The 23,747-nt window shown below is 64.8% G+C and carries 25 protein-coding genes and 4 pseudogenes; 24 read left to right on the top strand and 5 right to left on the bottom strand.

Going from position 1 to position 23,747, the window contains the following annotated elements:
* The first annotated feature begins 9 nt into the window (after window positions 1–9).
* The 3 genes and pseudogenes from aceF to Q1M07_RS07260 all read left to right on the top strand — a co-directional run.
* Window positions 10–1,332 (top strand): dihydrolipoyllysine-residue acetyltransferase, encoded by a 1,323-nt coding sequence (gene aceF, locus Q1M07_RS07265; RefSeq protein ID WP_300452521.1) that lies wholly within the window; start codon window positions 10–12, stop codon window positions 1,330–1,332.
* A gap of 6 nt (window positions 1,333–1,338) precedes the next feature.
* Window positions 1,339–1,419: pseudogene (locus Q1M07_RS18735) on the top strand (hypothetical protein); the annotation flags it as partial.
* Between the two features lie 43 nt (window positions 1,420–1,462).
* Window positions 1,463–2,370: pseudogene (locus Q1M07_RS07260) on the top strand (FAD-dependent oxidoreductase); the annotation flags it as partial.
* A 191-nt stretch (window positions 2,371–2,561) separates the two neighbouring features.
* Here Q1M07_RS07260 and Q1M07_RS07255 read toward each other — a convergent pair.
* From Q1M07_RS07255 to Q1M07_RS07245, 3 genes are read right to left on the bottom strand one after another with little or no spacing between them, the layout of a single operon-like run.
* Window positions 2,562–2,990 (bottom strand): hypothetical protein, encoded by a 429-nt coding sequence (locus Q1M07_RS07255; RefSeq protein WP_300452519.1) that lies wholly within the window; start codon window positions 2,988–2,990, stop codon window positions 2,562–2,564.
* Between the two features lie 59 nt (window positions 2,991–3,049).
* Window positions 3,050–3,346, bottom strand: a complete 297-nt coding sequence (locus Q1M07_RS07250) for a hypothetical protein (protein WP_300452517.1) — start codon at window positions 3,344–3,346, stop codon at window positions 3,050–3,052.
* Between the two features lie 4 nt (window positions 3,347–3,350).
* On the bottom strand, window positions 3,351–4,268 hold the full coding sequence (locus Q1M07_RS07245) for a LysR family transcriptional regulator (RefSeq protein WP_300452515.1): 918 nt from the start codon (window positions 4,266–4,268) through the stop codon (window positions 3,351–3,353).
* Between the two features lie 130 nt (window positions 4,269–4,398).
* Here Q1M07_RS07245 and Q1M07_RS07240 point away from each other — a divergent pair, with 130 nt between their 5' ends.
* From Q1M07_RS07240 to Q1M07_RS07190, 11 genes and pseudogenes are all read left to right on the top strand, one after another.
* A complete protein-coding gene (locus Q1M07_RS07240; protein ID WP_300452513.1) occupies window positions 4,399–4,830 on the top strand; it encodes a hypothetical protein in 432 nt (143 codons plus the stop codon).
* A gap of 3 nt (window positions 4,831–4,833) precedes the next feature.
* Window positions 4,834–5,943 (top strand): alkene reductase, encoded by a 1,110-nt coding sequence (locus tag Q1M07_RS07235; protein ID WP_300452511.1) that lies wholly within the window; start codon window positions 4,834–4,836, stop codon window positions 5,941–5,943.
* A 21-nt stretch (window positions 5,944–5,964) separates the two neighbouring features.
* Entirely contained in the window at window positions 5,965–6,252 is a 288-nt protein-coding gene (locus Q1M07_RS07230; RefSeq protein WP_300452509.1) for a putative quinol monooxygenase, read from the top strand.
* Between the two features lie 21 nt (window positions 6,253–6,273).
* Window positions 6,274–7,290, top strand: coding sequence for a zinc-binding alcohol dehydrogenase family protein (locus tag Q1M07_RS07225; protein WP_300452507.1), 1,017 nt, complete (start codon window positions 6,274–6,276; stop codon window positions 7,288–7,290).
* A 34-nt stretch (window positions 7,291–7,324) separates the two neighbouring features.
* Entirely contained in the window at window positions 7,325–7,978 is a 654-nt protein-coding gene (gene nfsB / locus Q1M07_RS07220) for an oxygen-insensitive NAD(P)H nitroreductase (protein WP_300452505.1), read from the top strand.
* Window positions 7,979–8,004: 26 nt separating this feature from the next.
* Window positions 8,005–8,484: a cytochrome c gene (locus tag Q1M07_RS07215; protein ID WP_300452503.1), complete on the top strand. Its 480-nt coding sequence runs from the start codon at window positions 8,005–8,007 to the stop codon at window positions 8,482–8,484.
* Between the two features lie 15 nt (window positions 8,485–8,499).
* A complete protein-coding gene (locus Q1M07_RS07210; protein WP_300452501.1) occupies window positions 8,500–9,189 on the top strand; it encodes a cytochrome b/b6 domain-containing protein in 690 nt (229 codons plus the stop codon).
* 33 nt (window positions 9,190–9,222) lie between these two features.
* Complete coding sequence (locus Q1M07_RS07205; RefSeq protein ID WP_300452499.1) at window positions 9,223–10,326, top strand: L-dopachrome tautomerase-related protein; 1,104 nt, start codon at window positions 9,223–9,225, stop codon at window positions 10,324–10,326.
* Window positions 10,327–10,397: 71 nt separating this feature from the next.
* Window positions 10,398–10,798: pseudogene (locus tag Q1M07_RS07200) on the top strand (VOC family protein).
* Window positions 10,799–11,096: 298 nt separating this feature from the next.
* Window positions 11,097–11,807 (top strand): TonB family protein, encoded by a 711-nt coding sequence (locus Q1M07_RS07195; RefSeq protein WP_300452496.1) that lies wholly within the window; start codon window positions 11,097–11,099, stop codon window positions 11,805–11,807.
* A gap of 168 nt (window positions 11,808–11,975) precedes the next feature.
* On the top strand, window positions 11,976–14,054 hold the full coding sequence (locus tag Q1M07_RS07190) for a molybdopterin oxidoreductase family protein (protein ID WP_300452494.1): 2,079 nt from the start codon (window positions 11,976–11,978) through the stop codon (window positions 14,052–14,054).
* 90 nt (window positions 14,055–14,144) lie between these two features.
* Here Q1M07_RS07190 and Q1M07_RS07185 read toward each other — a convergent pair whose 3' ends face one another.
* Entirely contained in the window at window positions 14,145–14,552 is a 408-nt protein-coding gene (locus tag Q1M07_RS07185) for a DUF2784 domain-containing protein (RefSeq protein WP_300452492.1), read from the bottom strand.
* Between the two features lie 614 nt (window positions 14,553–15,166).
* Here Q1M07_RS07185 and Q1M07_RS07180 point away from each other — a divergent pair.
* From Q1M07_RS07180 to Q1M07_RS07140, 9 genes and pseudogenes are all read left to right on the top strand, one after another.
* Window positions 15,167–15,457 (top strand): hypothetical protein, encoded by a 291-nt coding sequence (locus Q1M07_RS07180; RefSeq protein ID WP_300452490.1) that lies wholly within the window; start codon window positions 15,167–15,169, stop codon window positions 15,455–15,457.
* Between the two features lie 67 nt (window positions 15,458–15,524).
* Window positions 15,525–16,373 (top strand): DUF692 domain-containing protein, encoded by an 849-nt coding sequence (locus Q1M07_RS07175; protein ID WP_300452488.1) that lies wholly within the window; start codon window positions 15,525–15,527, stop codon window positions 16,371–16,373.
* On the top strand, window positions 16,370–17,113 hold the full coding sequence (locus tag Q1M07_RS07170) for a putative DNA-binding domain-containing protein (RefSeq protein ID WP_300452486.1): 744 nt from the start codon (window positions 16,370–16,372) through the stop codon (window positions 17,111–17,113). Before Q1M07_RS07175 ends, Q1M07_RS07170 begins: the two co-directional genes overlap by 4 nt.
* Complete coding sequence (locus Q1M07_RS07165; RefSeq protein ID WP_300452532.1) at window positions 17,113–17,652, top strand: DoxX family protein; 540 nt, start codon at window positions 17,113–17,115, stop codon at window positions 17,650–17,652. The genes Q1M07_RS07170 and Q1M07_RS07165 overlap by 1 nt, the downstream gene beginning before the upstream one ends.
* Window positions 17,634–18,227 carry a sigma-70 family RNA polymerase sigma factor gene (locus Q1M07_RS07160; protein WP_300452484.1) on the top strand — a complete coding sequence of 198 codons (594 nt, stop codon included), beginning with the start codon at window positions 17,634–17,636 and terminating at the stop codon, window positions 18,225–18,227. The genes Q1M07_RS07165 and Q1M07_RS07160 overlap by 19 nt, the downstream gene beginning before the upstream one ends.
* Entirely contained in the window at window positions 18,221–18,427 is a 207-nt protein-coding gene (locus Q1M07_RS07155; RefSeq protein ID WP_300452482.1) for a zf-HC2 domain-containing protein, read from the top strand. Before Q1M07_RS07160 ends, Q1M07_RS07155 begins: the two co-directional genes overlap by 7 nt.
* A gap of 5 nt (window positions 18,428–18,432) precedes the next feature.
* Window positions 18,433–18,726, top strand: a pseudogene (locus Q1M07_RS07150) (transposase); the annotation flags it as partial.
* Between the two features lie 577 nt (window positions 18,727–19,303).
* Entirely contained in the window at window positions 19,304–20,602 is a 1,299-nt protein-coding gene (locus tag Q1M07_RS07145; protein ID WP_300452480.1) for an ATP-binding protein, read from the top strand.
* Window positions 20,603–20,617: 15 nt separating this feature from the next.
* Complete coding sequence (locus Q1M07_RS07140) at window positions 20,618–21,259, top strand: RloB family protein (RefSeq protein WP_300452478.1); 642 nt, start codon at window positions 20,618–20,620, stop codon at window positions 21,257–21,259.
* Window positions 21,260–21,463: 204 nt separating this feature from the next.
* On the opposite strand, the gene metK is transcribed toward Q1M07_RS07140, so the two are convergent.
* The gene (metK, locus tag Q1M07_RS07135; protein ID WP_300452476.1) at window positions 21,464–22,630 is read right to left on the bottom strand and encodes a methionine adenosyltransferase; all 1,167 of its coding nucleotides are present in this window, start codon (window positions 22,628–22,630) and stop codon (window positions 21,464–21,466) included.
* Between the two features lie 208 nt (window positions 22,631–22,838).
* On the opposite strand from metK, the gene Q1M07_RS07130 reads away from it, so the two are divergent.
* Window positions 22,839–23,705 carry a lysophospholipid acyltransferase family protein gene (locus Q1M07_RS07130; RefSeq protein WP_300452474.1) on the top strand — a complete coding sequence of 289 codons (867 nt, stop codon included), beginning with the start codon at window positions 22,839–22,841 and terminating at the stop codon, window positions 23,703–23,705.
* Window positions 23,706–23,747 lie beyond the last annotated feature (42 nt).

The raw sequence follows: 23,747 nt of genomic DNA, 5'->3' as shown, positions 1-23,747 counted from the left end.
GAAGTTCCCATGCGTCAACTCATCGACATCCAGGTGCCGGATATCGGCGACTTCAAGGCAGTCCCGATCATCGACCTCTTCGTCAAGGTCGGCGACAGCATCAAGGTGGATGACGCCATCGTCACGCTGGAGTCGGACAAGGCGACGATGGATGTGCCGGCCACGGTCGGCGGCGTCGTTGCCGAGGTACTGGTCAAGGTCGGTGAGCGCGTTGCCGAAGGCAGCCTGCTGGTCCGCGTCGAAGCGGCGGCGGGTGCCGATGCAGCGCCGTCTGTTCCCGCCATAGAGACCACCGCGCCGCCACCCGCAGCGGCAGCGAACGTCACGGCCGTGCCGGCCCCTGCTCCAGCCTCGACCCCACAACCGGCCTCACCGCACCCGACCCCGATTGCAAGCCCGGCGGCGACCCCAGCCACGGGCGCTCGCGTGCACGCCTCGCCATCGGTCCGCCGCCTGGCCCGCGAACTCGGCGTCGACCTGATCAAGGTCCGGGCCAGCGACGCCAAGGGGCGCCTCTCGAAGGAGGACGTGATCGCCCACGTCAAGGCCACCATGCAGGCCGGCGCCGGACCGGCCACGGCGACAGGCGGTAGCGCACCCTTCGACCTGCTGCCCTGGCCCAAGGTCGACTTTGCCAGGTTCGGCCCGGTCGAGCGGCGCCCAATGTCGCGCCTCCAGAAGATTTCGGCGGCCAACCTGCACCGCAACTGGGTGATGATGCCGCACGTCACCAATTTCGAAGAGGCCGACATCACCGATCTCGAAGCCTTCCGCCAGCAGGTTAACGGCGAGCAGGACAAGGACGGTGCCAAGGTGACCCTGCTTGCCTTCCTGACCAAGGCGGCGGTGCATGCCCTGCAAACCTATCCGGCGTTCAACAGCTCGCTCGATGGCGACGATGTGGTCGAAAAACGCTACTGGCACATCGGCTTCGCCGCCGATACGCCGAACGGCCTGGTCGTGCCGGTGATTCGCGATGCCGACCGCAAGAGTATCGTCGAGATCGCCAGCGAAAGCGCCGACCTGGCCCGCCTGGCCCGCGACGGCAAGCTCAAGCCGGAACAAATGCAAGGCGGCACCTTCACGATCTCCAGCCTGGGGGGCATTGGCGGCACCGGCTTCACGCCGATCATCAATGCACCCGAAGTCGCGATCCTCGGCGTCACCCGCAGCAGCGTAAAGCCGGTGTGGGATGGCAAACAATTCGTACCGCGCACCATCCTGCCGCTCTCACTGTCCTGGGATCACCGGGCGGTGGACGGCGCCGCCGCGGCGCGCTTCCTTGTGCACCTGCGCAAGCTGCTGGCCGACTTCCGCCGCGTGGCGCTTTAAGGGGAGATGACCACGGGTCTCGCTGAAGTCAAAGTCCCGGATGTCGGCGCTTTCTCCGACCTGCCGGTCATCGACCTGTTCGTCAAGGTCGGCGACAGCATCAAGGTGGACGATACCATCGCTACCCTGGAACAAGGAAAAGGTCGTCGGCAAGCTGACCGGCGGCCTGGCCGGCATGGCCAAGGGCCGCCAGGTCGAGGTCGAGCGCGGCTACGGCGCCTTCATCGACCCGAATCACGTCGAGCTAGAAGTCACCGACGGCAGCGGCCAGAACAAGACCGGCGCCAAGGTCGATGTCGTCGAAATGGCCGACGCGCTGACGCAAGGTCCGGACCGCGACGCCATCAAGGTCTGGGACAAGCAGAACCTGCACCGCGGCGACAAGATCATGCTGAAGACCAAGACGATTGTGGTCGACGCCAAGGACGACGGACTTTACGTCACCTTCGAAGGCGACGGAGCACCGGCCGAGCCGGTCAAGTACGGCATGATCCTGCAAGCCGCCGGCCGTGCGCCGAACGGCAAGAAGATCGCCGCCGAGAAGGCGGGCGTCATCGTCAGCGACTGCGGCTTCATCCCGGTCGATGCCCAGATGCGCACCAATATCCCGCAGCCCATGTGGCCGCTGAAGTCGCCGCAGGCCACAAGACTTCCTTCGACGCGCAGATCATCCCCGGCGTCGCCTGCAGCCATCCGGAAGTGGCGTGGCTTGGCTGCACCGAAGACCAAGCCAATCCGGAAGGCCGCAAGATCGGAACCGCCAAGTTCCCGTGGGTGGCCTCCGGTCGCGCCATCGCCAACGCTGCCGACTACGGCTTCACCAAGCTGATCTTCGATGCCGGGACGCACCGCGCCATCGTCGGCCCCTCGGCCGGCGACATGATCGGCGAAGTCTGCCTGGCCATCGAGATGAGCTGCGATGCGGTCGACATCGGCAAGAACATTCACCCGCACCCGACGCTGGGCGAGACGGCCGGCATGGCCGCCGAAGTCGCGCACGGCTCCTGCACGGACGTTCCGCCGCCGCGCAAGAACTAATAGAGCCTCAAAAACCTCTGCGATGCGCCATAGGGTCTCTTGGCGTTCGGTTCGGGCGGGGCGGCTGACCCCGTCACCCATTTTTTGTCCGCTGCGGCGGTTGGGCAGTCACTTGTTTCGCCCGTCTGGCCAAAAAGCATGCAGATCCGTTTCTGTGCCGACTATTCCTTCTGGCGGGCATGCCAGAATTTTCAGCCGAGGAACCCGAATCCCAAACCAACGGCTCCAGCACGAACTCCAAAGACGAGAGAAAAAAAGAACTTCCCCGAAAATGTTGCCGGAATATTGGCCAGCACCTGCTCAGAGGATGGGATAGTGCCGCCAGAACCGGCCGAGGCTCGCATGAGTATCTCAATGAAATGTTCTGCCAATGGATAGTTGTAGTAAATGAAAGCCGTCTGGGCCGCAACGAACCAGCCAATCAATCCACCCATTCTGGCGCTGCGGGTCAACAGACATACGGTCGCAAAATAGAGTACGAACAATGCTCCGCTATCGACCTTGAACACCACAAAAGTCGGAATCACTCTCAGAACGGCTGAGAGCCAGAAGTAGCGCCCGGTGGCCAACTGCCAAAAGGTCACTAGTTCGTCGAGAAAAGCCTCGTCGTATCTGGTCATGGGCTTACCAAAGCGAGTTGGCCGGAAAGGTTGTTACCGCCTGCCGGCCAACTGCCGCCTCAAAGTCCATCGATTTCAGCATTCACAGCATACTCCTCGACAGCAATACGCACGACGTTGCTTGCCGCGGGCCGAAGGGCCAGCGCGTAGCCTGTGGTCGGCACCGGCACGTCAGGGTTGGGTGCCTCCACAGCGATGCCAGCGACTTCTCCCGGCGGGCAATCGGGGTGGATTTCCAGCTCGCGGCCGTTGGCAAATGCCACGACCAGGTTGGTGGCATCAAGGGCGACACGCTGCCCCGTTGCGCTGACCGCGAAGAAACGCGGCGTATTTGATTCGAGTGCATCGATCGGCATGTTATTACTCCGGTTTGGCGATTGACGACAGCAATTGGGCGCAGCGTTCGGCCAGGTAGCCGCGCAAGGCCTGGACGACGGGGCTGATGCGCCGCCGGCCGGCGCACAGCAGGCTGAGCGGCGCAGGCTCCCCGGCCCAATCGGGACACAGGTGGACGAGACGCCCGGCGATCAGGTCGTGCGCCACGTCCAGCGACGATTTGTAGGCCACGCCCTGACCGGCGATCGCCCAGCGACGTACGGCATCCCCGTCGTCGGAGGTGCGGTTGCCCGATACCTGAACCGAGGACTCGCCGCCGTTGCGGAAGAAACGCCAGCGGTCATGGACGTAATCGCCGAGCAGATAGGTCAGGCAGTTGTGCCGCGCCAGATCCCCCGGCGTTTCGGGGGCGCCATGACGCGCGATATAGGCCGGCGAGGCGCACAGAATACGGCAGTGCCCCGGCGCCACGGGCAACGCCACCAGCGACGAATCGGGCAAGCTTCCGTAGCGCAGCGCGAGATCGACGGGCTGGCGATAGATGTCGGCCAGGCGATCGGTCAGCAGCAGGCGCAGCTGCATATTCGGATGGTCTTCCTGGAAGCGGTCCAGCCAGGGCAGGACGACGTTGCGGCCGAGATCCGAAGGCATGGAGAGCTGCAACATGCCGCGCAGCGCAGCGCTGCCGGTCAATGCCGCTTCGCGCCCATCGGCCAGCAGTTGCAGCGCCTGTCGGCAGTGATCGAGGTAAACCCGTCCCTCGTCGGTCAGGCGCAAACTGCGTGTCGAGCGCAGGAACAGCGGCACCCCCAGCTCGGCCTCCAGGCGTTTCAAGCTCATGCTGGCCGCCGCCGGCGTCATGTCGAGACGCCGGGCTGCCGCCGACAGGCTGCCGGTATCGGCCGCCAGTTGGAACACCTCGAGGTCGCGCAGGGTTTGCATCCGCTCATTGTAGTCAGGGCAAGGGCTTATTTTTAAATAATTCTGATAAGTGAATCAAACAGAAGCCAGTTTTTTTGCAAATCAAACAGGCTCATGATGCGTCCACGTTCCAAACCGACCGGGAGACACCATGACCGAGGCCCCAGCCCATAGCACCAACGATTGGCAGTTCGACCACCTGACCCTGCTGGCCGCACCGGGCGACACGGGCGTCTGCGGGCTGGCCGCGCTCCTCGGCCTGGAACCCGGCCGCCGCCCGGCCTTCCCCTTCGGCGGCAACTGGTTCTATCAGGACGAAACCCCGCTACTGCACGTCATCGATGCTGCCGTAAACGGGGGGGCAACCTTCGACCACCTCGCCTTCCGCAGCCATCGTCCGCTGGATACGGTGCTGCCGGCGGTCACCGCCAGCGGCCTGCCCTATCGCGTCATGCGTATTCCGGAAACGGATACGGCACAGATCTTTGTTCAGATTGCCGAGAAGTTCGTGGTCGAACTCGACGTCCCCGTGGGAACGGCCGGATCGACAGCCGCCGACTATTCGCCACCGCAACCGGAGTAAGCCATGCCGAACACGACCCTGTTTGACGCCTTTCCCCTCGGCACCATGCCCTTGCCCAATCGCATCGTCATGGCGCCGATGACTCGCTGCCGCACAACCCAGCCGGGCGATGTCCCCAACGCGCTGATGGCGACCTACTACGCCCAGCGCGCCAGCGCCGGGTTGATCGTCAGCGAGGCGACGCAGATCTCCCGCCAGGGTCAGGGCTACAGTTTCACGCCGGGCATTCACACCCCGGAGCAGATCGCCGGCTGGCGACTGGTCACCGACGCCGTCCATCAGGCCAGTGGGCGCATCTTCCTGCAGCTCTGGCATGTCGGCCGGATGTCGCATGCCTGCTTCCACGATGGCCAGCCGCCGGCCGCCCCGTCGGCGCTGGCGCCCGATGCCCAGGTCTGGGTGGTCGGCGGCGACGGGGTCGGCCGCATGGTCGATTGCCCCGTGCCTCGCGCCCTGAGCATCGGTGAAATCGCCGCGATCGTCGGCGACTTCCGCCAGGCGGCGGTCAATGCCATTGCCGCCGGCTTCGATGGCGTCGAAATCCACGGCGCCAACGGCTACCTGATCGACCAGTTCCTGCGCAGCACCGCCAACCGCCGCACCGATGCCTACGGCGGCAGCATCGCCGGCCGCTGCCGCTTTCTCAAGGAGGTGGCGAGCGCCGTGACCGAAGCCATCGGGGCGCAACGTGTCGGGGTCCGCCTCTCGCCCTACATCACGGCGCGCAACATGCACTGCCCGGAGATCATCCCGGCCATTCTCCATGCCGCCGGTGAACTCGAGCGGCTGGGCATCGCCTACATCCACCTCTCGGAAGCGGACTGGGACGATGCGCCGCAGGTTCCGGACAGTTTCCGTCTCGAGCTGCGCCGGGCATTCGGCGGCACCCTGATCGTCGCCGGACGCTACGACCGGTCGCGTGCACAAGCCGTGCTCGCGACCGGGCTGGCCGATCTGGTCGCCTTCGGCCGCCCCTTCATCGCCAACCCCGATCTACCCGCCCGCCTGGCCAACGGCTGGCCACTGGCCGACTTCGACCCTGCCACCCTGTTCGGCGGGGACGCGCGGGGCTATGCCGATTTTCAACCCCATAGCGCAGTCTTCCCCCAATAAGACCCCAAAAGGAAAACAGCCATGTCACTGAGCATCATCGCAAGCATCGTCGCCCACCCCGAACACCGGGAAACCGTCCGCCAGGCCCTGAGCGCCATGCTGACTCCCACCCGTGCCGAGGCCGGCTGCCGGCAATACGACCTGCACGTCGACCAGGCCGACCCGAACCGCATGGTCATGATCGAACGCTGGACCGACGATGCCGCGCTCGACGCCCATGTCGCCACGCCCCACATGGCGCAGCTGAAAGCGATCATCGGCGACAAGACCGCCGGCATCGACATCCAGCGCCTGAACCACATTGCCTGACCCCACACCCAAGGAATATCCATGAAAGCCGTTGCCTACCAGAAGAACCTCCCCATCGACGATCCCGCCGCCTTGCAGGACATCGAACTGCCGGACCCCGTCGCCATCGGCCGCGACCTGCTCGTCGAAGTCAAGGGAATTTCCGTCAATCCTGTCGACTACAAGATACGCCAGGGCCGCCAGCCCGCTGCCGGCCAGTGGGGCGTGCTGGGCTGGGACGCCGCCGGGATCGTCCGCGCCGTCGGCCCCGAGGTCACGCTGTTCAAGCCGGGCGACCGCGTCTGGTACGCCGGCGACATCACGCGCCCGGGCAGCAATGCCGAGCTGCAGCTGGTCGACGAGCGCATCGTCGGCCACATGCCGGCCCGGCTGGGCTTTGCCGAAGCCGCCGCGCTGCCGCTGACCGCCATCACCGCCTGGGAACTGCTCTTCGACCGCCTGGGCGTCGCCCCCGGCAAGCGCCCGACCGGCGCGTCGCTGCTCATCGTCGGCGCAGCCGGCGGTGTTGGCTCCATCCTGACTCAGCTGGCCAGCCGCCTGACGCCGCTGACCGTCATCGGCACCGCCTCCCGGCCGGAAACCCAGGCCTGGGTGCGCGAACTGGGCGCCCATCACGTCATCAACCACAGCCGCCCGTTTGCCGAGGAACTGCAAGGCATCGGCCTGAAGAACGTCACCCTGGTAGCCAGCCTCAACGACAGCGAGGGGCATTTCGCGCAGATCGCCGAGGTCATCGCGCCGCAAGGCCGATTCGCCCTGATCGACGACCCGGTGGCCCCGCTCGACATCATAAAGCTCAAGGGCAAGAGCATCTCGCTGCACTGGGAGCTGATGTTCACCCGTTCGCTGTTCCAGACCGACGACATGATCGCCCAGCACCGCCTGCTCGACGAGGTGGCGGCCCTGGTCGACGAGGGCGTCATCCGGACGACCGTCGGCGAGCGCTTCGGTACCGTCAGCGCGACCAACCTGAAGCGCGCCCACGCCCTGCTGGAAAGCGGCAAAGCCCGCGGCAAGATCGTTCTCGAAGGATTTTGACATCCATTTACCGACTCACCACGGAAACAATTTCATGAATCTCAGCCAGATCGTCAAGGCCCGCTACACCACCAAGGCCTATGACCCGACCCGGAAAATCCCGGCCGAGCAGTTTGCTCACCTGCAGACCCTGTTGCGCTACGCGCCGTCATCGGTGAATTCGCAGCCCTGGCACTTCGTGATCGCCAGCACCGACAAAGGCAAGTCCCGCATCGCCAAGGCGACGCAACCGGCTTACGCTTACAACGAAGCGAAGATCAAGAACGCCTCGCACGTCGTCGTCTTCTGCGCCCGTCAAGGCATCGATGAAGCGCACCTGCAGAACCTGCTGGCGCAGGAAGATAAAGATGGCCGCTTTGCCACACCAGACGCCCGGACCGGCCAGCACACCACCCGCAGCTTCTACGTCAACCTGCATCTCTACGACAACAAGGATGTCCAGCACTGGATGGAGAAGCAGGTCTACCTGTCGCTCGGCACCCTGCTGCTGGGGGCGGCCGCGCTGCAAATCGACGCAACGCCGATCGAAGGCTTCGACGCCAAAACCCTCGATGAGGAACTCGGCCTGCGCGGCCAAGGGCTGAGCAGCGTCGTCATCGCCTGCCTCGGCTACCGGAGCAGCGAAGACTTCAACGCCCGGCTGCCGAAATCCCGCCTGCAGGAGGAAAGCGTTATCACACAAATCTGATTCCCCCCAAGCCCACGGAGAAAAACATGCTTCATCGATTCAAGCAAGGCCTGGCCGTGAGCATCCTGCTGGCCGTTTCTGGCAGCGTCCTGGCGCAGCAACTCCCGCAACTGAAGCCGGAGGAAGCCACCCGCTACCGCAAGGCAGGCTATGCCTTCGCCAACAGAAACATGCTGAAGATCAAGGCCATGCTCGACGGCAGCCTGCCCTACAACAAGGATCAGGTACTGGCCGCTGCCACGGTGATCAACAGCACCGTCAATTCCGGCATGGGGGCGCTCTACCTGCCAGGCACCGAAAAGGACATCGGAAGCGAGAAGACGCGCCTGAAGCCGGAATTCTTCACCCAGCCGGACAAGGTCAAGGAAGTGGCCGGCGCCTGCCGGACCGCCGGCAGCAAGCTGGCGACGGCTGCCGCGAGCAGTAATCAGGCACAGGTCAGGGTCGCTTTCGACGACATGGGCAAGGCCGGCAAGGGCTGCCACGACGCGTTCCGCAAGGACTGAACGCCGAGGCCCGCCATGACCGCCGCCCGTATTCGCCTGTGGGAGCTTCCCATCCGCATCTTCCACTGGAGCCTCGCCGCCGCCGTCCTGAGCGCCATAGCCAGCGGCCTGACCGGCGGCAACTGGATGATCTGGCACCAACGCCTGGGGCTGGTGGCGGTCGGGCGGCCGGCTTTTCGGCTCGTATGGGGTTTCGCCGGCCCGACCCATGCCCGCTTTTCGTCTTTCTGGCCGACGCCGGGCAAGGTCGCTGCCTATCTGCGCGGTGCATGGCGCGGTATCGGCCACAACCCGCTGGCCGCCCTCTCGGTACTCGCCCTGCTCGGCACCGTCGCCTTCCAGGCAAGCAGGGGCCTGTTGGCCAACGACGACATCGCCTTCAACGGGCCGTTCTACGCGCTGATCGACAAGGCGACGAACGATGCCGCCACGGGCTGGCACCGCACGGCCGTCAATGTCCTCTACCTGCTGGTCGCACGGCAGGTCGCGGCGATTGCCTTCCATGCCCGCATCAAGCGCCAGAACCTCATCCGCCCCATGATCACCGGCTGGCACGAAGGCCAGGGCGCCCAGCCGACCTGCGGCGGCAGCCGCCATACCCTGGCTTTCTCCCTCGCGCTGGCGCTGCTCGTCGTCTATGCTGCCAGCGGCACCTGGCTGCCGGCGCCTGTCACCCCTGCCACCAGCCCGACCATGGACTGGTAGCTCCATCATCCTTACAAGAAAAGGAAAACCACCATGCCCCACACGCTCCACCACGCCCGGCGCACACCGTACACCCTCGTTGCCGCAGCCCTGCTCGGCCTTGCCCAGCTGGCCGCCGCCGCCCCGCCGGTCGGCACCCTCGAGGAGGTGGCCCGACTGCCCATCCGCCCCGGCAACGTCACCGCCACCAACGCCGGCCGCGTCTTTGCCACCGTGCATCCGCTCGACAAACCCTCGGGCGTGCAGCTGATGGAAGTCACCGGGCCGGACGCCTACCGCCCCTGGCCGGATGCCAGCTATCAGAGCGCGGCCGACAACAAGGGCGACGATCGCATCGACACGCCGCTCGGCATCGCGCAGGACAAGGCCAACCGCCTGTGGATCGTCGACATGGGCCTGAACCTCGGCAAGACCCGCGTCTGGGCTTTCGACATCGCGAGCGGCAAGCTGGCGCACAAGTTCACCCTGCCCGCCGACGTCGCCCCGAAGGGCGCCTTCGTGCAGGACCTGGCGGTCGACAGCGAACGCGGCTGGGGCTACCTCGCCGACATCGCCCCACCGGCCCTGATCGCCCTCAACATCAAGACCGGCGAAGCGCGCCGCTTCTCGGCCTCGCCGACCCTGCTGGCCGACCCCAAGGCCGTCATGAAGGTCGATGGCAAGCCAACGTTGTTCGGCGGCAAGCCGGCCAGCATCGGCGTGAACCCGCTGACGCTGTCGAAGGACGGCGAGACGCTCTACTTCGGTGCCATGAACGGCCTCAAGTGGTATGGCGTGCCGACCCACCTCTTCCGCGACGGCGCCGATGACCGGTCCATCGCCGCGGCGATCCGCAGCGTCGGCAGGAAGCCGGTGTCCGACGGCGTGGCGACCGACGATGCCGGCAACCACTTCTTCACCAACCTCAACGCCAACGGCATCGACCGCCTCGACCGCCGGGGCCGCCTCAAGCCGCTGGTCCGCGATGCCCGCCTGTCGTGGCCGGACAATGCCCAGTTCGGCCCGGAATCCTGGCTATATGTCTCGGTCAACCAGTTGCACAAGACCAGCGCCTTCACCGGCGGCGACGATCTCGGCCAACCCCCCTACCGCATCATGCGCGTGTGGACCGGCACCGGCGGCAACGCCCGTCGATGACCCCCGCGCTGCGGCGGTGCCCGCCCGCCGTCGCAGCGAAACCGAGAAAATGCCAGCACTACCTGCACACCATGGTTCGCGTCACTGACCCGCCGGCTTCGCTCGCCTTTTGCTGCAACGCTCTGGGCCTGGAACTGCGCCGGACCTGCGAGAACCCCGCCGGCCGCTTCACGCTGACCTTCCTGTCCGCGCCCGGCAACGAAGCGGCCGAGATCGAGCTGACCCACAACTGGAACCCGGAGACCTGCACCGGCGGGCGCAATTTCGGCCACATCGCCTGTCAGGTCGACGACATCTGCACCGCCCGCGAACGCCGGCGAGCCCGCGGCTGACCATCGCCCGGCCGCCGCGCGACGGCCGCATGTCCTTCGACCACTCGCCGGACAATATCTCCATCGAATTGCGGCAAACCGGAGCACCGTTGCCCCCGCAGGCACCCTGGGTGGAGTTGCCCAACGTCGGCACCTGGTAGAAACGGTCGATCCGCTGCGCGGCGTGGCGTGGACCAGGAAACGATCCGCCGCCAGATCAAGGAGATACTCGCCGAATCCGGCGGCGCGAGGCAGGTAGACCGGGTGCGCAAGCTGGCGCAGAGCCGCGCGTGGACGGGAGACGTTCCGACCGATCGGCAGACGACCCAGGCGCTACATCGGCCGGCACCGTCAGCGAACCTTCGAGTTGTGCCTGGCCAACCTGTGGCATGAGACGAAATGCCGCACCTGAAGGCGTGTTGGAAAGCCTAGAATCGTGTTCTTTTGGCGACACCGGCCGTGCTCTCCGAAACCGACCTGAGCGCCGCGGCAGGCGGCTTGCCCGCCTTGCCGGAGAAGCCCCGACCGTCACTCCGGCGGACGATTCCCTTCCTGCTGCTCTCCGTCGCACTCCACGTCCTAGCTCTCCGGCTGGCGTTCGGGGTGGTCGTTCGACCACCCACACCGGCGTTTCCTCCGGCGCTGACGGTCGACGTGCGAGAACCGGCGCCGCGGCCCGGGAAGTTCGCGCAAACCAGCCGGCGTGAGCCGCCGAACGTGACTGTACGGTCAAAGCCTGCCGCCTTGGCCGGCCGGCCGGCCAAGGCGGCGGCGCCGCCGCTCCGGGAGACGGCGACGGCGGCCACGGCGCATTCATCGGCCGTTCCACCCCAACCCTCCCGCGGGCCGGCCGAACCGCTGCCTGCGGCGCCGACGCCGGGGCCGGGCAGCGCGGCACGCTTCGACGCCGATTACCTGCACAATCCCCAGCCGGTCTATCCGATCGCGTCGCGCCGCCTGGGCGAGGAGGGGCGGGTGCTTCTGCGCGTCAGGGTGAGCGCGCAGGGCTGGCCGGCAGAGGTGGATGTCAAGCAGTCGAGCGGTTTTCCGCGTCTGGATCAAGCCGCCCGTGCGGCGGTGCAGCGCTGGCGATTCGTCCCGGCCAGGCAGGGAACGGAAGCCGTCGAGGCCTCCGTGCTCGTACCGTTGCAATTCACCCTGGACAGTTGAACCGGGAATAGCGAATGCGGCGGGAGAGGATTGAGCGCCGTTTTGGGTGCCGGGCGATGCGGTAGCGCCGGCGACGACGGCGAGCCGGAAGCAAACGGGAAGCCGCAGCGCCGCAAAGGCAGCGGAACTGCTATCTTCTCACCGTCCAAACCCAACCGAGGATGCCCGATGACCGAGACCGCACCGCTGCCCGCCGCCGACCGGACCGTTCACGGCGCCTGCCCGCACGATTGCCCGGACACCTGCGCGCTCGAAGTGACCGTCAGCGCCGGCCGCGTGATCAAGGTGGCCGGCGCCGCCGATCATGCGCCGACCGCTGGCGTGCTATGTACCAAGGTCGCTTTCTACCCCGAGCGCATCCATCACCCCGACCGGCTGCTTTACCCGCAGCGTCGCATCGGCGCCAAGGGACCTGGCGCCCGCTTCGAACGGATCACCTGGGACGAAGCGCTGACGGCGATCGCCGAGCGCTTCCAGCGCATCGCCGCCGAGCACGGCGCCGAGGCAATCGTTCCCTACAGCTACGCCGGCAACTCGGGAATGCTCGGCTACGGTTCGATGGATCGCCGCTTCTTCCACCGCCTCGGCGCCGCGCAGCTCGACCGGACGATCTGCGCCAGCGCCGGGGCGATGGGCTACCGGGCGACGATCGGCGCCAGCGTCGGCTTCGACCCCGAGAACGTCGTCGATGCGCGGCTGCTCATTCTCTGGGGGACCAACAGCGTGGTCTCCAATCTCCACTTCTGGCGCCTGGCGCAGGAAGCCAAGAGGCGTGGCGCCCGGCTGATCGCCATCGACCCGTACCGCACGGCGACGGCCGACAAGTGCCATCAGCACATCGCGTTGCTGCCAGGTACCGACAGCGCGCTGGCGCTCGGCCTGATGCACGTGCTGATCCGCGACGAGTTGATCGATCGCGACTACATCGCGCGCTACACGCTGGGCTTCGACGCGCTCGCCGAACGCGTCCGGTCGTACGCGCCGGCGCGCGTGGCGGCGATCTGCGGCCTCGACGAAGCGACGGTCGAGCAACTGGCGCACGACTACGCGACGCTCGCGCCGGCGGCGATCCGCACGAACTACGGCATCAACCGCACCGCCGGCGGCGGCATGGCCTTGCGTGCCGTGGCCTGCCTGCCGGCGCTGACCGGCGCCTGGCGGCAGCCGGCGGGCGGCGTTCTGCTGTCGACTTCCGGCCACTATCCGGTGGCCAGCGCGGCGCTCGAGCGCCCCGACCTGATGCCCAGTCCGCCGCCACGAACGATCAACATGAGCACCATCGGCAACGATCTGCTACACGCCCGACCACCGATCCGAGCGCTCTTCGTCTACAACAGCAACCCGGTGGCGGTCGCCCCGCAAGCCGCCGAGGTGGTACGCGGCTTCGCCCGCCCCGATCTGTTCACCGTCGTGCACGATCTCTTCCAGACCGATACCGCCGACTACGCCGACATCCTTCTGCCGGCGACCAGCCACATGGAGCAGCTCGACATCCACAAGTCCTACGGCCACCTGTACCTGCAAGTGAATCGGCCGGCGATCGCGCCGCTCGGCGAGGCTCTGCCGAACACCGAGCTGTTCCGCCGCCTGGCCCGACGCCTGGGTTTCGACGACGCCTGCTTCGCCGACAGCGACGACGATCTGTGCCGCCAGGCCTTCGACTGGAGCGATCCCCGCCTGGCCGGCCTGTCGTGGGAGAAGCTCAAAGCCGATGGCCACGCCCGCCTGGCCTTGCCACGCGGCAGCGCGCCTTTTGCCGCCGGCGGCTTCCCGACGCCTTCCGGCAAATGCGAGTTCTACAGCGAATGGCTGGCGAGCCAGGGTCTCGATCCGCTGCCCGACTTCATCGCGCCTCGCGAATGGCAGCACAGCGCGCTGGCGGCCGACTTTCCGCTGGCCCTGATCACGCCGCCGGCGCGCAACTTCCTGAACACCAGCTTCGCCAACTCGGCGCGCTTTCTGGCACAGGAAGAGTCGCCGGAGATACACCTGCACCCCGCCGACGCCGCCGCACGCGGCATCGCCAACGGCAGCCCGGTACGCGTCTTCAACCGGCGCGGCGAGTTTCGCGCCCGCGTCGTGGTCACCGACCGCGTGCGCTCCGGAGTCGCGATGGCGACGTCGATCTGGTGGCGCAAGCGGTCGCCCGACGGCCGCAACTGCAACGAAGTCACCAGCCAGGCGCTGACCGACATGGGCGGCGGTGCAACGTTCTACGATTGCCTGGTCGAGGTGGCGAAGGCCTAGCCGCGGTCGGTCGGCGCCAGCGCAAGCGTCGCCCTGGTTCGGCGTTCGCGCCGGCGATCGTCGGCCTGTGGCAGCAACGGAACGGGGTGGTCAGGCGCCTCGGCTTCTGCTCCGACCGCGGCGCGGCGGGAAGCGCCACCAGGCCAGAAGCACCAGTCCGGCGAACACCGTGTAGGCCGCGGTAAATACCCACAACGGAGCCTCGTGGTAGATCAGCTTCTGGATCCAGTGCTCGATGAAACTCGCGCGGTACGCGGTGATGCCCGCTTGACCGCGGAGCCAGGATTCGAGTGAGGTGAGTGGACAAGATTGCCCAAACCAGGTCTGAACTACCACGAAGGCGATGGCGGCGAGATGCGCCAGCCGGAAGCGCCATTCGTTGACCCAGCGCCAGTGCCGCCAGTTTCCCGCCACAACCACGACGAGGCCGCCCACGACAAAGAGGACGACTCCGAAGTGGATGACGAGGACGACGTCAGCTAAGAGCTGGTAGGACACGACGGGTTCATGTTGCGGCGCCAATTCGGGACAGGAAGCCGCTTCGCGGCTTCGCCCCCCAAACCACCGGAGATATGGAGTACGTATCCGGCTGTTCGATGAACGGAATTTCTCGCGTGGACCAAGGCTGGACAGCCTGGATCCATGAAGACGCACAATGGTAGCGCAAACTCCAAGGCCGACGTTTTCGGTCGCCGCCATGGAATTGGCCGGCCAAGATCGAGCTGCCTTGCCGGCCGGCGGCCCTTCCGCCATCGGCCGCTCGTCGGTCGCCTGCGCCACTTCCTCCGGCGCACGGCGGCGCGCCAAGCCCTGTCCGGGCTGGACTTATCGATTTGGGTCGACAAGTTGTGCCCCGTCGCCCCGAATTCGACGTGAGTCGACTCGTAGTGAGCGAAGACATCGCTCCGCCTTTCCGAGACGGTAGGCGGGTGTCTACAGTCGGCGGCCCGCCGAAGGAGATGAACTGCCCTGCCGGCCCGGGCTTCGGCGACCGAACTGCCGCTCTTCGAGAAGGCTTTGTCCGGGGTGTAATAAATCGGCACGAGCTCCGACCAATCGTTCGAGCCAACCAACAATACGCTCGCAACCTACCAACCACTATGGAGAAGATGATGAAAAAACAAGCCCTCGTTTCCTTGACCGTCGGTTCCCTGGTCGCCGCTGCCACCCTCGGTTCCACCGCACACGCTGACGACAATCCGTTTGCCGCAAAACGACTGTCGGGCGGCTATCAACTGGCTCAAGCCGACAAAAAAACGGACGGCAAGTGCGGCGAAGCCAAGTGTGGCGCCGACAAGAAGGAGACGGCGGACAAGAAGAAGGACGGCAAATGCGGTGAAGCCAAGTGCGGTGCGGACAAGAAGGGAAGCGCGGACAAGAAGGGAGGTGTCGACAAAAAGTAGCCGCCAACGATGCGGCGCGAGCATCGTGTTCGTCGCCGCGCGGGTTGCGACATAGCCAGGAAACGTCATGAATCATCGCCCCCTGCAAGGCGCCGGACTCGGTTTTCGCCGCGAGCTGATCGCCGAACTCAAGAACGGGATTCCCGCAGCCATCGGATTTTTCGAACTGGCTCCGGAAAACTGGGCCGGCATGGGCGGAAAATCGGCCAGAGATTTACGCTATTTTACCGAACGCCATCACTTCGTCTGTCACGGCCTATCGCTGTCGCTGGGCGGGCCGGCTCCACTGGATCTGCCGCTGCTGCGCCGCATCAGGACTTTCATGACCGAACATTCGATCAACCTCTACACCGAGCACCTGTCCTGGTGCTCCGATGACAGCCATCTCTACGAACTGCTGCCGATTCCGCTCAGCGAGGAAGCCGTGCGGTGGACGGCCGGACGCATCCGCCAGGCGCAGGACATCCTGGGCTGCCGGATCGGCATCGAAAACGCCTCGTACTATTTCGCACCGCCGGGTGCGGAAATGAACGAGACCGAATTCATCTCGGCCATCATTCACGAAGCGGATTGCCTACTGCATCTCGACGTGAACAACATCTACGTCAACAGCCGCAACTTCGGTTTCGATCCGCTGGCTTTCCTGCACGCTTTGCCCCTGGAGCGCACCTGCTACATCCACGTTGCCGGACATCATGTCGAGCCGGACGGCTTGCTGGTCGATACGCACGGTGCCACGGTGGTCGACCCGGTGTGGTCCTTGCTGGCCGAGACCTACCGGCGCATCGGCAGCGACCTGCCGACCTGCCTCGAACGAGATTTCAACGTCCCCGATCTGGCGCAACTGACCGCCGAGCTTGATCAGATCGCCCGCCTGCAAGCGCAGGCACGCGACGCCGTCAGACAGGTGACATGATGCTGCGCGACTTTCAGAAGTTTCAGCACGAATTCGGCCGCCATCTGTGCGACCCACATCGGGTGCCGCGTCCCGCCGGTACGCCGCAGCGTCGTGTGGCGGTCTATCAAGAACTGGTATTCAACAACCTGTGCGGCTTCGTCGATACCTGTTTTCCGGTTTGTCGCAGCTTGGCTGGCGAAACGCGCTGGCGCCTCTTGTGCCGGACCTTCCTGCGCGACTGGCCGATGCACACGCCGTGGTTCCGCGAAATTCCCCGCGAATTCGTGCGCTATCTCCACGAGGCGGAGGTCCGCCTGCCGTTGCCGCGCTGGCTGCCCGAACTGGCTCATTACGAGTGGGCCGAACTCGCGGTCGACGTGATCGATGCGCCGCTACCGCGAGTCGACCCGGCAGGTGATCTGATGGACGGCACGGTGGCGCTCAATCCGGCCTTGATGAATCTGGCCTATGCCTGGCCGGTCCATCTGATCGGCCAGGAGTTCCGACCCCGCAAGCGCCGGCCGACCCACCTGGTGGTCTATCGCGACGCCGACGACATCGTTCGCTTTTCCGTCGTCACACCGATCACCGGACGCCTGATCGAGCTGCTGGCCTCCGAACCGACGAGCGGAAGACGGGCAATCCTGCACTTGGCCAACCAACTCAAACATCCCGATCCGCAGAAACTGCTTGGATTCGGCGCCGGCCTGCTCGGCGAACTGCAGCAGCAGGGTATCGTTCTTGGGAGAAAGCTGTGATAAATCTCGCCCTGCGGACCATCCGCACCGTCGATAGCCTGGGTTTCTGGCTTGGCCTTCTCAGCCTGCGCATCCTGCTCGGCTGGGATTACTTCGAGTCCGGCCTGGAGAAATTTCGTGGCAACAACTGGTTCTTCGATATTCAGGAGCGCTTTCCTTTCCCGTTCAACATCGTTCCGCCTGAAGTAAGCTGGCAGATGGCAACCTGGTTCGAATTGCTGGGTGGCATCGCCTTGGTGATCGGCCTGGCAACGCGCTTTGTTTCGATCTCCTTGATCGTGCTCACCGTTGTCGCCATTGCCGCCGTGCATTGGCCAGAAACATGGAGCAGCTTCGGTGAACTGATGCTGGGCTATGTTTTTTCCGACAACGGCGCCGGAAATTTCAAGCTGCCGGTGCTGTTCATTGGTATGCTGTTGCCGCTACTGCTCTGCGGCCCCGGCAAGTTGTCGATCGACGCCTGGATTCGGCGGCAGTGCAGCGCACAACCTGCCAACCACCCGGAATTCTCGACGGTCTCGTGTCCGACACCCCAGTAATCGATGACCAGTTCGTTGCGGCGGTCCGTCGCGACATGTTGAAGTTTGCACAAATGCAGCTCCGCGATGCGGCGATGGCCGAAGACGCGGTGCAGGAGGCGCTCGCTGCGGCGCTGGCCGGCGAGCGCAGTTTCGCCGGTCGGGCCGCCTTGAAGACCTGGGTGTTCTCCATCCTGCGCAACAAGATCGTCGATCTGATCCGTCTGCAGTCGAGAACGACGAACGTGTCGGCGCTGGCGGACGACGAGGCCGGAATGGACGAAACCTTCGAAGCGTTGTTCAAGGCGAACGCCCATTGGCGCCCGGAGGCCCGCCCGTTTGGCTGGGGCAACCCGGAGGATACCCTGCGGCAGGAACGCTTTTGGGAGGTGTTCGAAATCTGCCTCAACCACCTGCCGGAGAAAACGGCACGCGTGTTCATGATGCGCGAGTTTCTCGAATTCGAAACCGACGAGGTTTGCCGTAAGCTCAACCTGACGATCAGCAATTGCAACGTGATCCTGCACCGGGCCCGCAACGGCCTTCGCCGTTGCCTGGAAAGCAACTGGTTCTCCTCGGGAGAAAAACCTTGTTGAGCTGCAAGGAGGCCACCCGGCTGATGTCCGAAGCGCAGGATCGCCCATTGAGCCGTGGCGAGAAACTGCTGCTCGAAATGCATCTGGCAATGTGTCGCGGCTGCCGCAATTTCCGCACGCAGATGGATTTCCTGCGCCTGGCATGCCGCCAGTTCATGCGACGATGGAATGGCCAGGACGACGGCTCGCCGCCCCCCTGATTGTCGACGTTCACCAACCGAAGGACGGTGACAGTCCTGCGGTGGCCGATTGGCGCAAGCGAATGGCCGGTGCGGAAGCCAAGGATCTGTACAAGCAGCGGGCCTCCACCGCCGAATATGTCCATGCGCAGGCTCGGAACCGCAGGATGACGCGACTGCTGGTACGAGGTATCCGGAAAGTGAAGGCCGTGGCCGTTCTGTTTGCCCTGGCGCACAACCTGATGCACGCGGCGAATCTCGCACCGGAAATGGTCGGCTCAGGCACAGGTGCGTCCGCAGCACGCCAAATGGCTGGGTAAATGGTGGAAAAACAGGGCACGACTGCTCCATGTTGCGGCGCCCAATCGAGATAGGACGAAGCCTCGCAGCCCCTTCCTCCCACGCTTCCGGAGGTAGGGGTCACGTATCCGGCTATTCGATGAACTGAATCACTACCGAGCCAAGGCTTGGCACTCCCAAGTCCATGAAGAAGCGCCATGGCAGCGCAAACGCCAACGCCGGCGTCTTTGAGGATCACCAGGGAGAATGAACCCACGCTTCGCGCACGGACACCACGCGCTTGCGCAGTTCCCGATAGCCGGCCGGGCCCCATTGTCTCCCGGGATGGCCATACAACTTGCGCCGTACCCACTGGCTGATATCGCACAGTGGATTCACCGTAGCCGGCCTTGCGGCAGTGTTCCACGTGACCAAAGGCATTTGCCGTCCCAACAAACGAAGCCACTGCTGAATTGCGACTTATCCGAACGGCGGGCGCGGGCCGATGAGCCGCAGTATGAGTCTCGTCACGATCGTTGAATACAAAGGTTTGATTGCAAAATTGCGGAAAAGAAGCAACAATCAAACCTTGATTTCACTTTTGGTGAATCGGCAGACATGTTGATCGAGTTTGGCGTGGCGAATTTCCGCTCGATTCGGACCCGGCAGAAGCTGAGCATGGTGGCGAGTCCGGACGCCACGCATCTTCAGCGCAACGTCAGCCCGGGCCAGAACAAGGAACTGCGGTTGCTGCGGTCGGCGGTCATCTATGGCGCCAACGCGGCAGGCAAGAGCAACCTTCTACGCGCCGTGGAAACTTTTCGACAACTCGTGCAGAACTCGGCCACGGGTTTCCAGGAAGGCTACGCCATCCCCGTGACCCCGTTTCTCTTTGCGGAGGAGGCATCATGTGCAGAGCCTTCCGAGTTCGAAATCATCTTCACGGCCGACGACGGTGTCCGCTATCACTACAGTTGCGCAGCAAGCTCGGAACGGGTGTTCAAGGAATGGCTGGTGGCCTACCCGCGTGGGCGCGCACAACGGTGGTTTGAACGGGAATACGACGCCGGAAGTAAGGCGCAACGGTGGTGGTTCGGCCCCAATTTCAGCGCCGAACGGGCGGAGCGCAAGGTTTGGCACGACTTCACCCGGGACAATGCCTTGTTCCTGTCGACGGCCATTCAACTGAACAATGCTCAACTCCGGCCGGTATTCAACTGGATTACCCAGAAGCTCATCGTGCTGGTGCCCGGCGTCGTCATGAACCCATTTCTGAGTCTCAACCTCCTACGGGACGTGGATGAGCACGAGCAGATCATGCGCTTTATGCGTGCGGCGGACATCGGCATTGATCGTTTGGAACTGCTGGAAGAGGACTCTCCCTCGGCCCCCGCGGGAAAGCTTCCACCGGGCGCCGTACGGCTTCATTTCGAGATTGGCCTGCCTTCGGGTTCTTCGCCGCAAACGCCAAAGCGTCTGCGCGTCCTGGCATGGCACAAGCGGGCGGATTCCCGCGAAGAAGTGGCACTCGACATCGATCAGGAGTCCGACGGCACGCAGAAGCTGTTCGAGTTCTCTGGCGGTTGGCTACGGGCGCTTGAATGGGGGGCGACGCTGCTCGTCGACGAGTTGGACCGCAGCCTGCATCCCCACATTACCCGCTTCCTTGTGGGGCTATTTCATAGCCGGAAAAACGACAAGAACGCCCAACTGGTTTTCACGACGCATGATACGACCCTGCTCGACACCGAGCTTCTACGGCGCGACCAGATTTGGTTCGTGGAGAAAGACAAGCAGGGCTCATCGTCGCTCTATTCGCTACTGGAATACTCGCCGCGCAAGGATGAAGCCCTGGAGCGGGGTTATCTCAAAGGTCGTTACGGGGCGATTCCGTTCATCGGCAGCATCGCGGGGTAACGTATGGCGCGTCGCATGCCGATCTCCAAGCCGCGGGACAGCGGTTCATTCCGTCGTACCGCGGGGCAGAAGCCGCCCCGGTCCATCACCCTCATCGTGTGCGAGGGCGAGACCGAACAGGAGTATTTCGCGGCCGCGCGTATTCAGTACGGGCTGACGACGGCGGAAATCGTTCTTGCCGAGAACACGAAAGGCGCCGCACCCGTCAGCGTCGTCGCGTGCGCCGAAGCGAAGTGTACGGAGCGCGGCGGCTATGATCGGATTTATTGCGTCTTTGACCGTAACGGTCACGAGAGCTTTGGCCGTGCACGGGAACGGATGGCAACGCTGGCCGGGCGCAAGAACAAGCCACTCGATATTCGGGAAGCGATTTCGATCCCCTGTTTCGAGTTCTGGCTGCTCCTACACTACGAAAAAACGGATGCTCCATTCAACCATTGCGCCGATGTGATCGAGCGGCTACGCAAGAAACTGCCCGGCTACGAAAAAGCGGAGGCGACGATCGCCAAGCAACTCACGCCGCGGCTGAAAGAGGCCGTCGAAAACGCCGCCTGGGTCGAGAATCGAGCAGAGCGCAACGGGTACAACCCGTACACCTCCGTTCACCACGTGCTCCAGCATTTCGCGCAAGTGGCAGATCAGAAAGGCATATCCTGACCGGCAGGGAAAAACTCATCGAAGTCGCGCCGCCGCAGTAGGCGATCGACACCTCCGGCGCGCGCCGAAAATTCATCCGGCACAACCAGGTTGCACCTCGGGTCGGCGCGGCGACCGCTGGCGGCGGCACGTCGATTCTTCGCAACGATGACAACCCGACGGCCGGGGGCCAGCAAGGGCCCCGTCAGCCGTCTCGCGAGTTGCTTAGAGGCCCGCCGCGGCGCGCAGCGCGCTCGCCTTGTCGGTCGCTTCCCACGTGAATTCGGGCTCGTCGCGGCCGAAGTGGCCATAGGCCGCCGTTTTCCGGTAAATCGGGCGCAACAGGTTGAGCGACTGGATGATCCCTTTGGGACGCAGGTCGAAGTGCTTGCCGACCAGATCGACGATCAGTTCGTCGGCGACCTTGCCGGTGCCGAAGGTATTGACCATCAGCGACACCGGCCGGGCAACGCCGATGGCGTAGGCGACCTGTACCTCGCAACGCTCGGCCAGGCCGGCGGCGACGATGTTCTTGGCGACGTAGCGCGCCGCGTAGGCCGCCGAACGGTCGACCTTCGACGGATCCTTGCCCGAGAACGCGCCGCCGCCATGCCGGGCGGCGCCGCCGTAGGTGTCGACGATGATCTTGCGGCCGGTCAGACCGCAGTCGCCGTGCGGGCCACCGACCACGAAGCGCCCGGTCGGGTTGACCAGGTAGCGCGTACTGGCAGTCAGCAGGTCCTTCGGCAGCACCGGCTTGATGATCTCCTCGATCACCGCTTCCGAGATCTGCGCGTGCGAGACGTCCGGATCGTGCTGCGTCGAAACGACGATGGTGTCGATCGACACCGGCGTGCCGTCGGCGTAGCGGACGGTCAACTGGCTCTTGGCGTCCGGACGCAACCACGGCAAGCGGCCGTCGCGGCGGACTTCGGCCTGCCGTTGCATGATGCGGTGCGCGTAGTGGATGGGCAAGGGCATGAGCGACGCCGTTTCGTTGCAGGCGTAGCCGAACATCAGTCCCTGGTCGCCGGCACCCTGGTCGAGGTCGATGCCCTGGCCCTCGTTGACACCCTGCGCGATATCCGGCGACTGGCGGTTGATGGCGGTCAGGATGGCGCAGCTCTTGTAGTCGAAACCGATCTCCGAATCGGTGTAGCCGATGCGGCGAACGGCCTCCTGCGCGATTTCGCGATAGTTGATGTGCGCCTTGGTGGTGATCTCGCCGGAGATGACGACCAGGCCGGTGGACACCAGGGTTTCGCAGGCCACTCTGGCCGGCGGATCGTCGGCCAGGATGGCGTCGAGGATGGCGTCGGAAATCTGATCGGCGACTTTGTCCGGATGGCCTTCGGAAACCGATTCCGAAGTGAAAAGGTACTCTTTGCTCACGCTGCGTCTGCTCCAAAAAAACCCCGATGAGTCGGCGTTGCCGGCTCCGGGGTTCGAGCAGACGACGCTTTAGCAGTATTTTATCGCCGCTGTCGCGACGCCCTCCGCCCTGCAAGTTGTCCTGATTAACTCGGCGGAGCGATAATTATAGTTTTTCTTCCGTTCGCTGGTCAAACCTCGTCTACGCGGATCGCTGCGTGCTTGCCTCGTGATTGCCCTCGCCCGCCTTCTCGGCCGCCTGCCGCTTGCCTGGCTGCACGCGCTCGGCGTGCTGCTCGGTTGGCTGACGTGGCTGCTGTCACCGACCTATCGCCGGCACATGCGGCAGAACATGATTCTGGCACTTGGCGAAGCGGGCGCAACCGGCCTGCGTCGTGCCGTGATCGGCGAAGCCGGCAAGTGCATGCTCGAACTGCCGCGCCTCTGGCTGCGGCCGCTGGCCGAGACCGCGGCGCGCGTCGTCCAGGTGTCGGGCTGGGAACTGGCCGAGGCGGCAACCCGCCGCGGCCGGGGAATTATCTATCTGACGCCGCATCTCGGCTGCTTCGAGATTACCGCCCAATACCTGTCGACCCGGGCGCCGATCACCTGCCTTTATCGGCCGCCGAAGCGCGCCTGGTTGCAGACACTGATCGAGGTCGGCCGGGCGCGGCCACAACTCCTTCTCGCGGCGGCCGACGTATCGGGCGTCCGCAGCCTGCTCAAGGCGCTCAAGCGCGGCGAGGCGGTGGGCATGCTGCCCGACCAGGCGCCGCGCGGCGGCGACGGTCGCTGGCTCGATTTCTTCGGGCAACCGGCGTATACCATGACGCTGGCGGCGCGCCTCATCGACACTGGCGCCAGTGTCATCATGGTCTGGGCCGAACGCCTGCCGCACGGCGCGGGCTACCATTTTCACCTGCAGGAACCGACGCGACCGATCCGGGGAACGATCGAGGAACGGGCGCAACAGATCAACCACGAGATCGAGCATCTGATTCGCCAGTGTCCGGCGCAGTATCTGTGGGGCTACAATCGCTACAAGCGACGCCGCGGCAGCGAGCCGCCACCCGACGTATCGGCCGAATCGGTGTGAGAGCCTGCCGCACGCACCGGACATCGGACGCCGAGGCAACGG

Source organism: Accumulibacter sp., assembly GCF_029255285.1.
Lineage (GTDB): Bacteria > Pseudomonadota > Gammaproteobacteria > Burkholderiales > Rhodocyclaceae > Accumulibacter.
The sequence above is the reverse complement of the archived record's forward strand: the minus strand, read 5'-3'. Positions and strand labels throughout refer to the sequence as shown.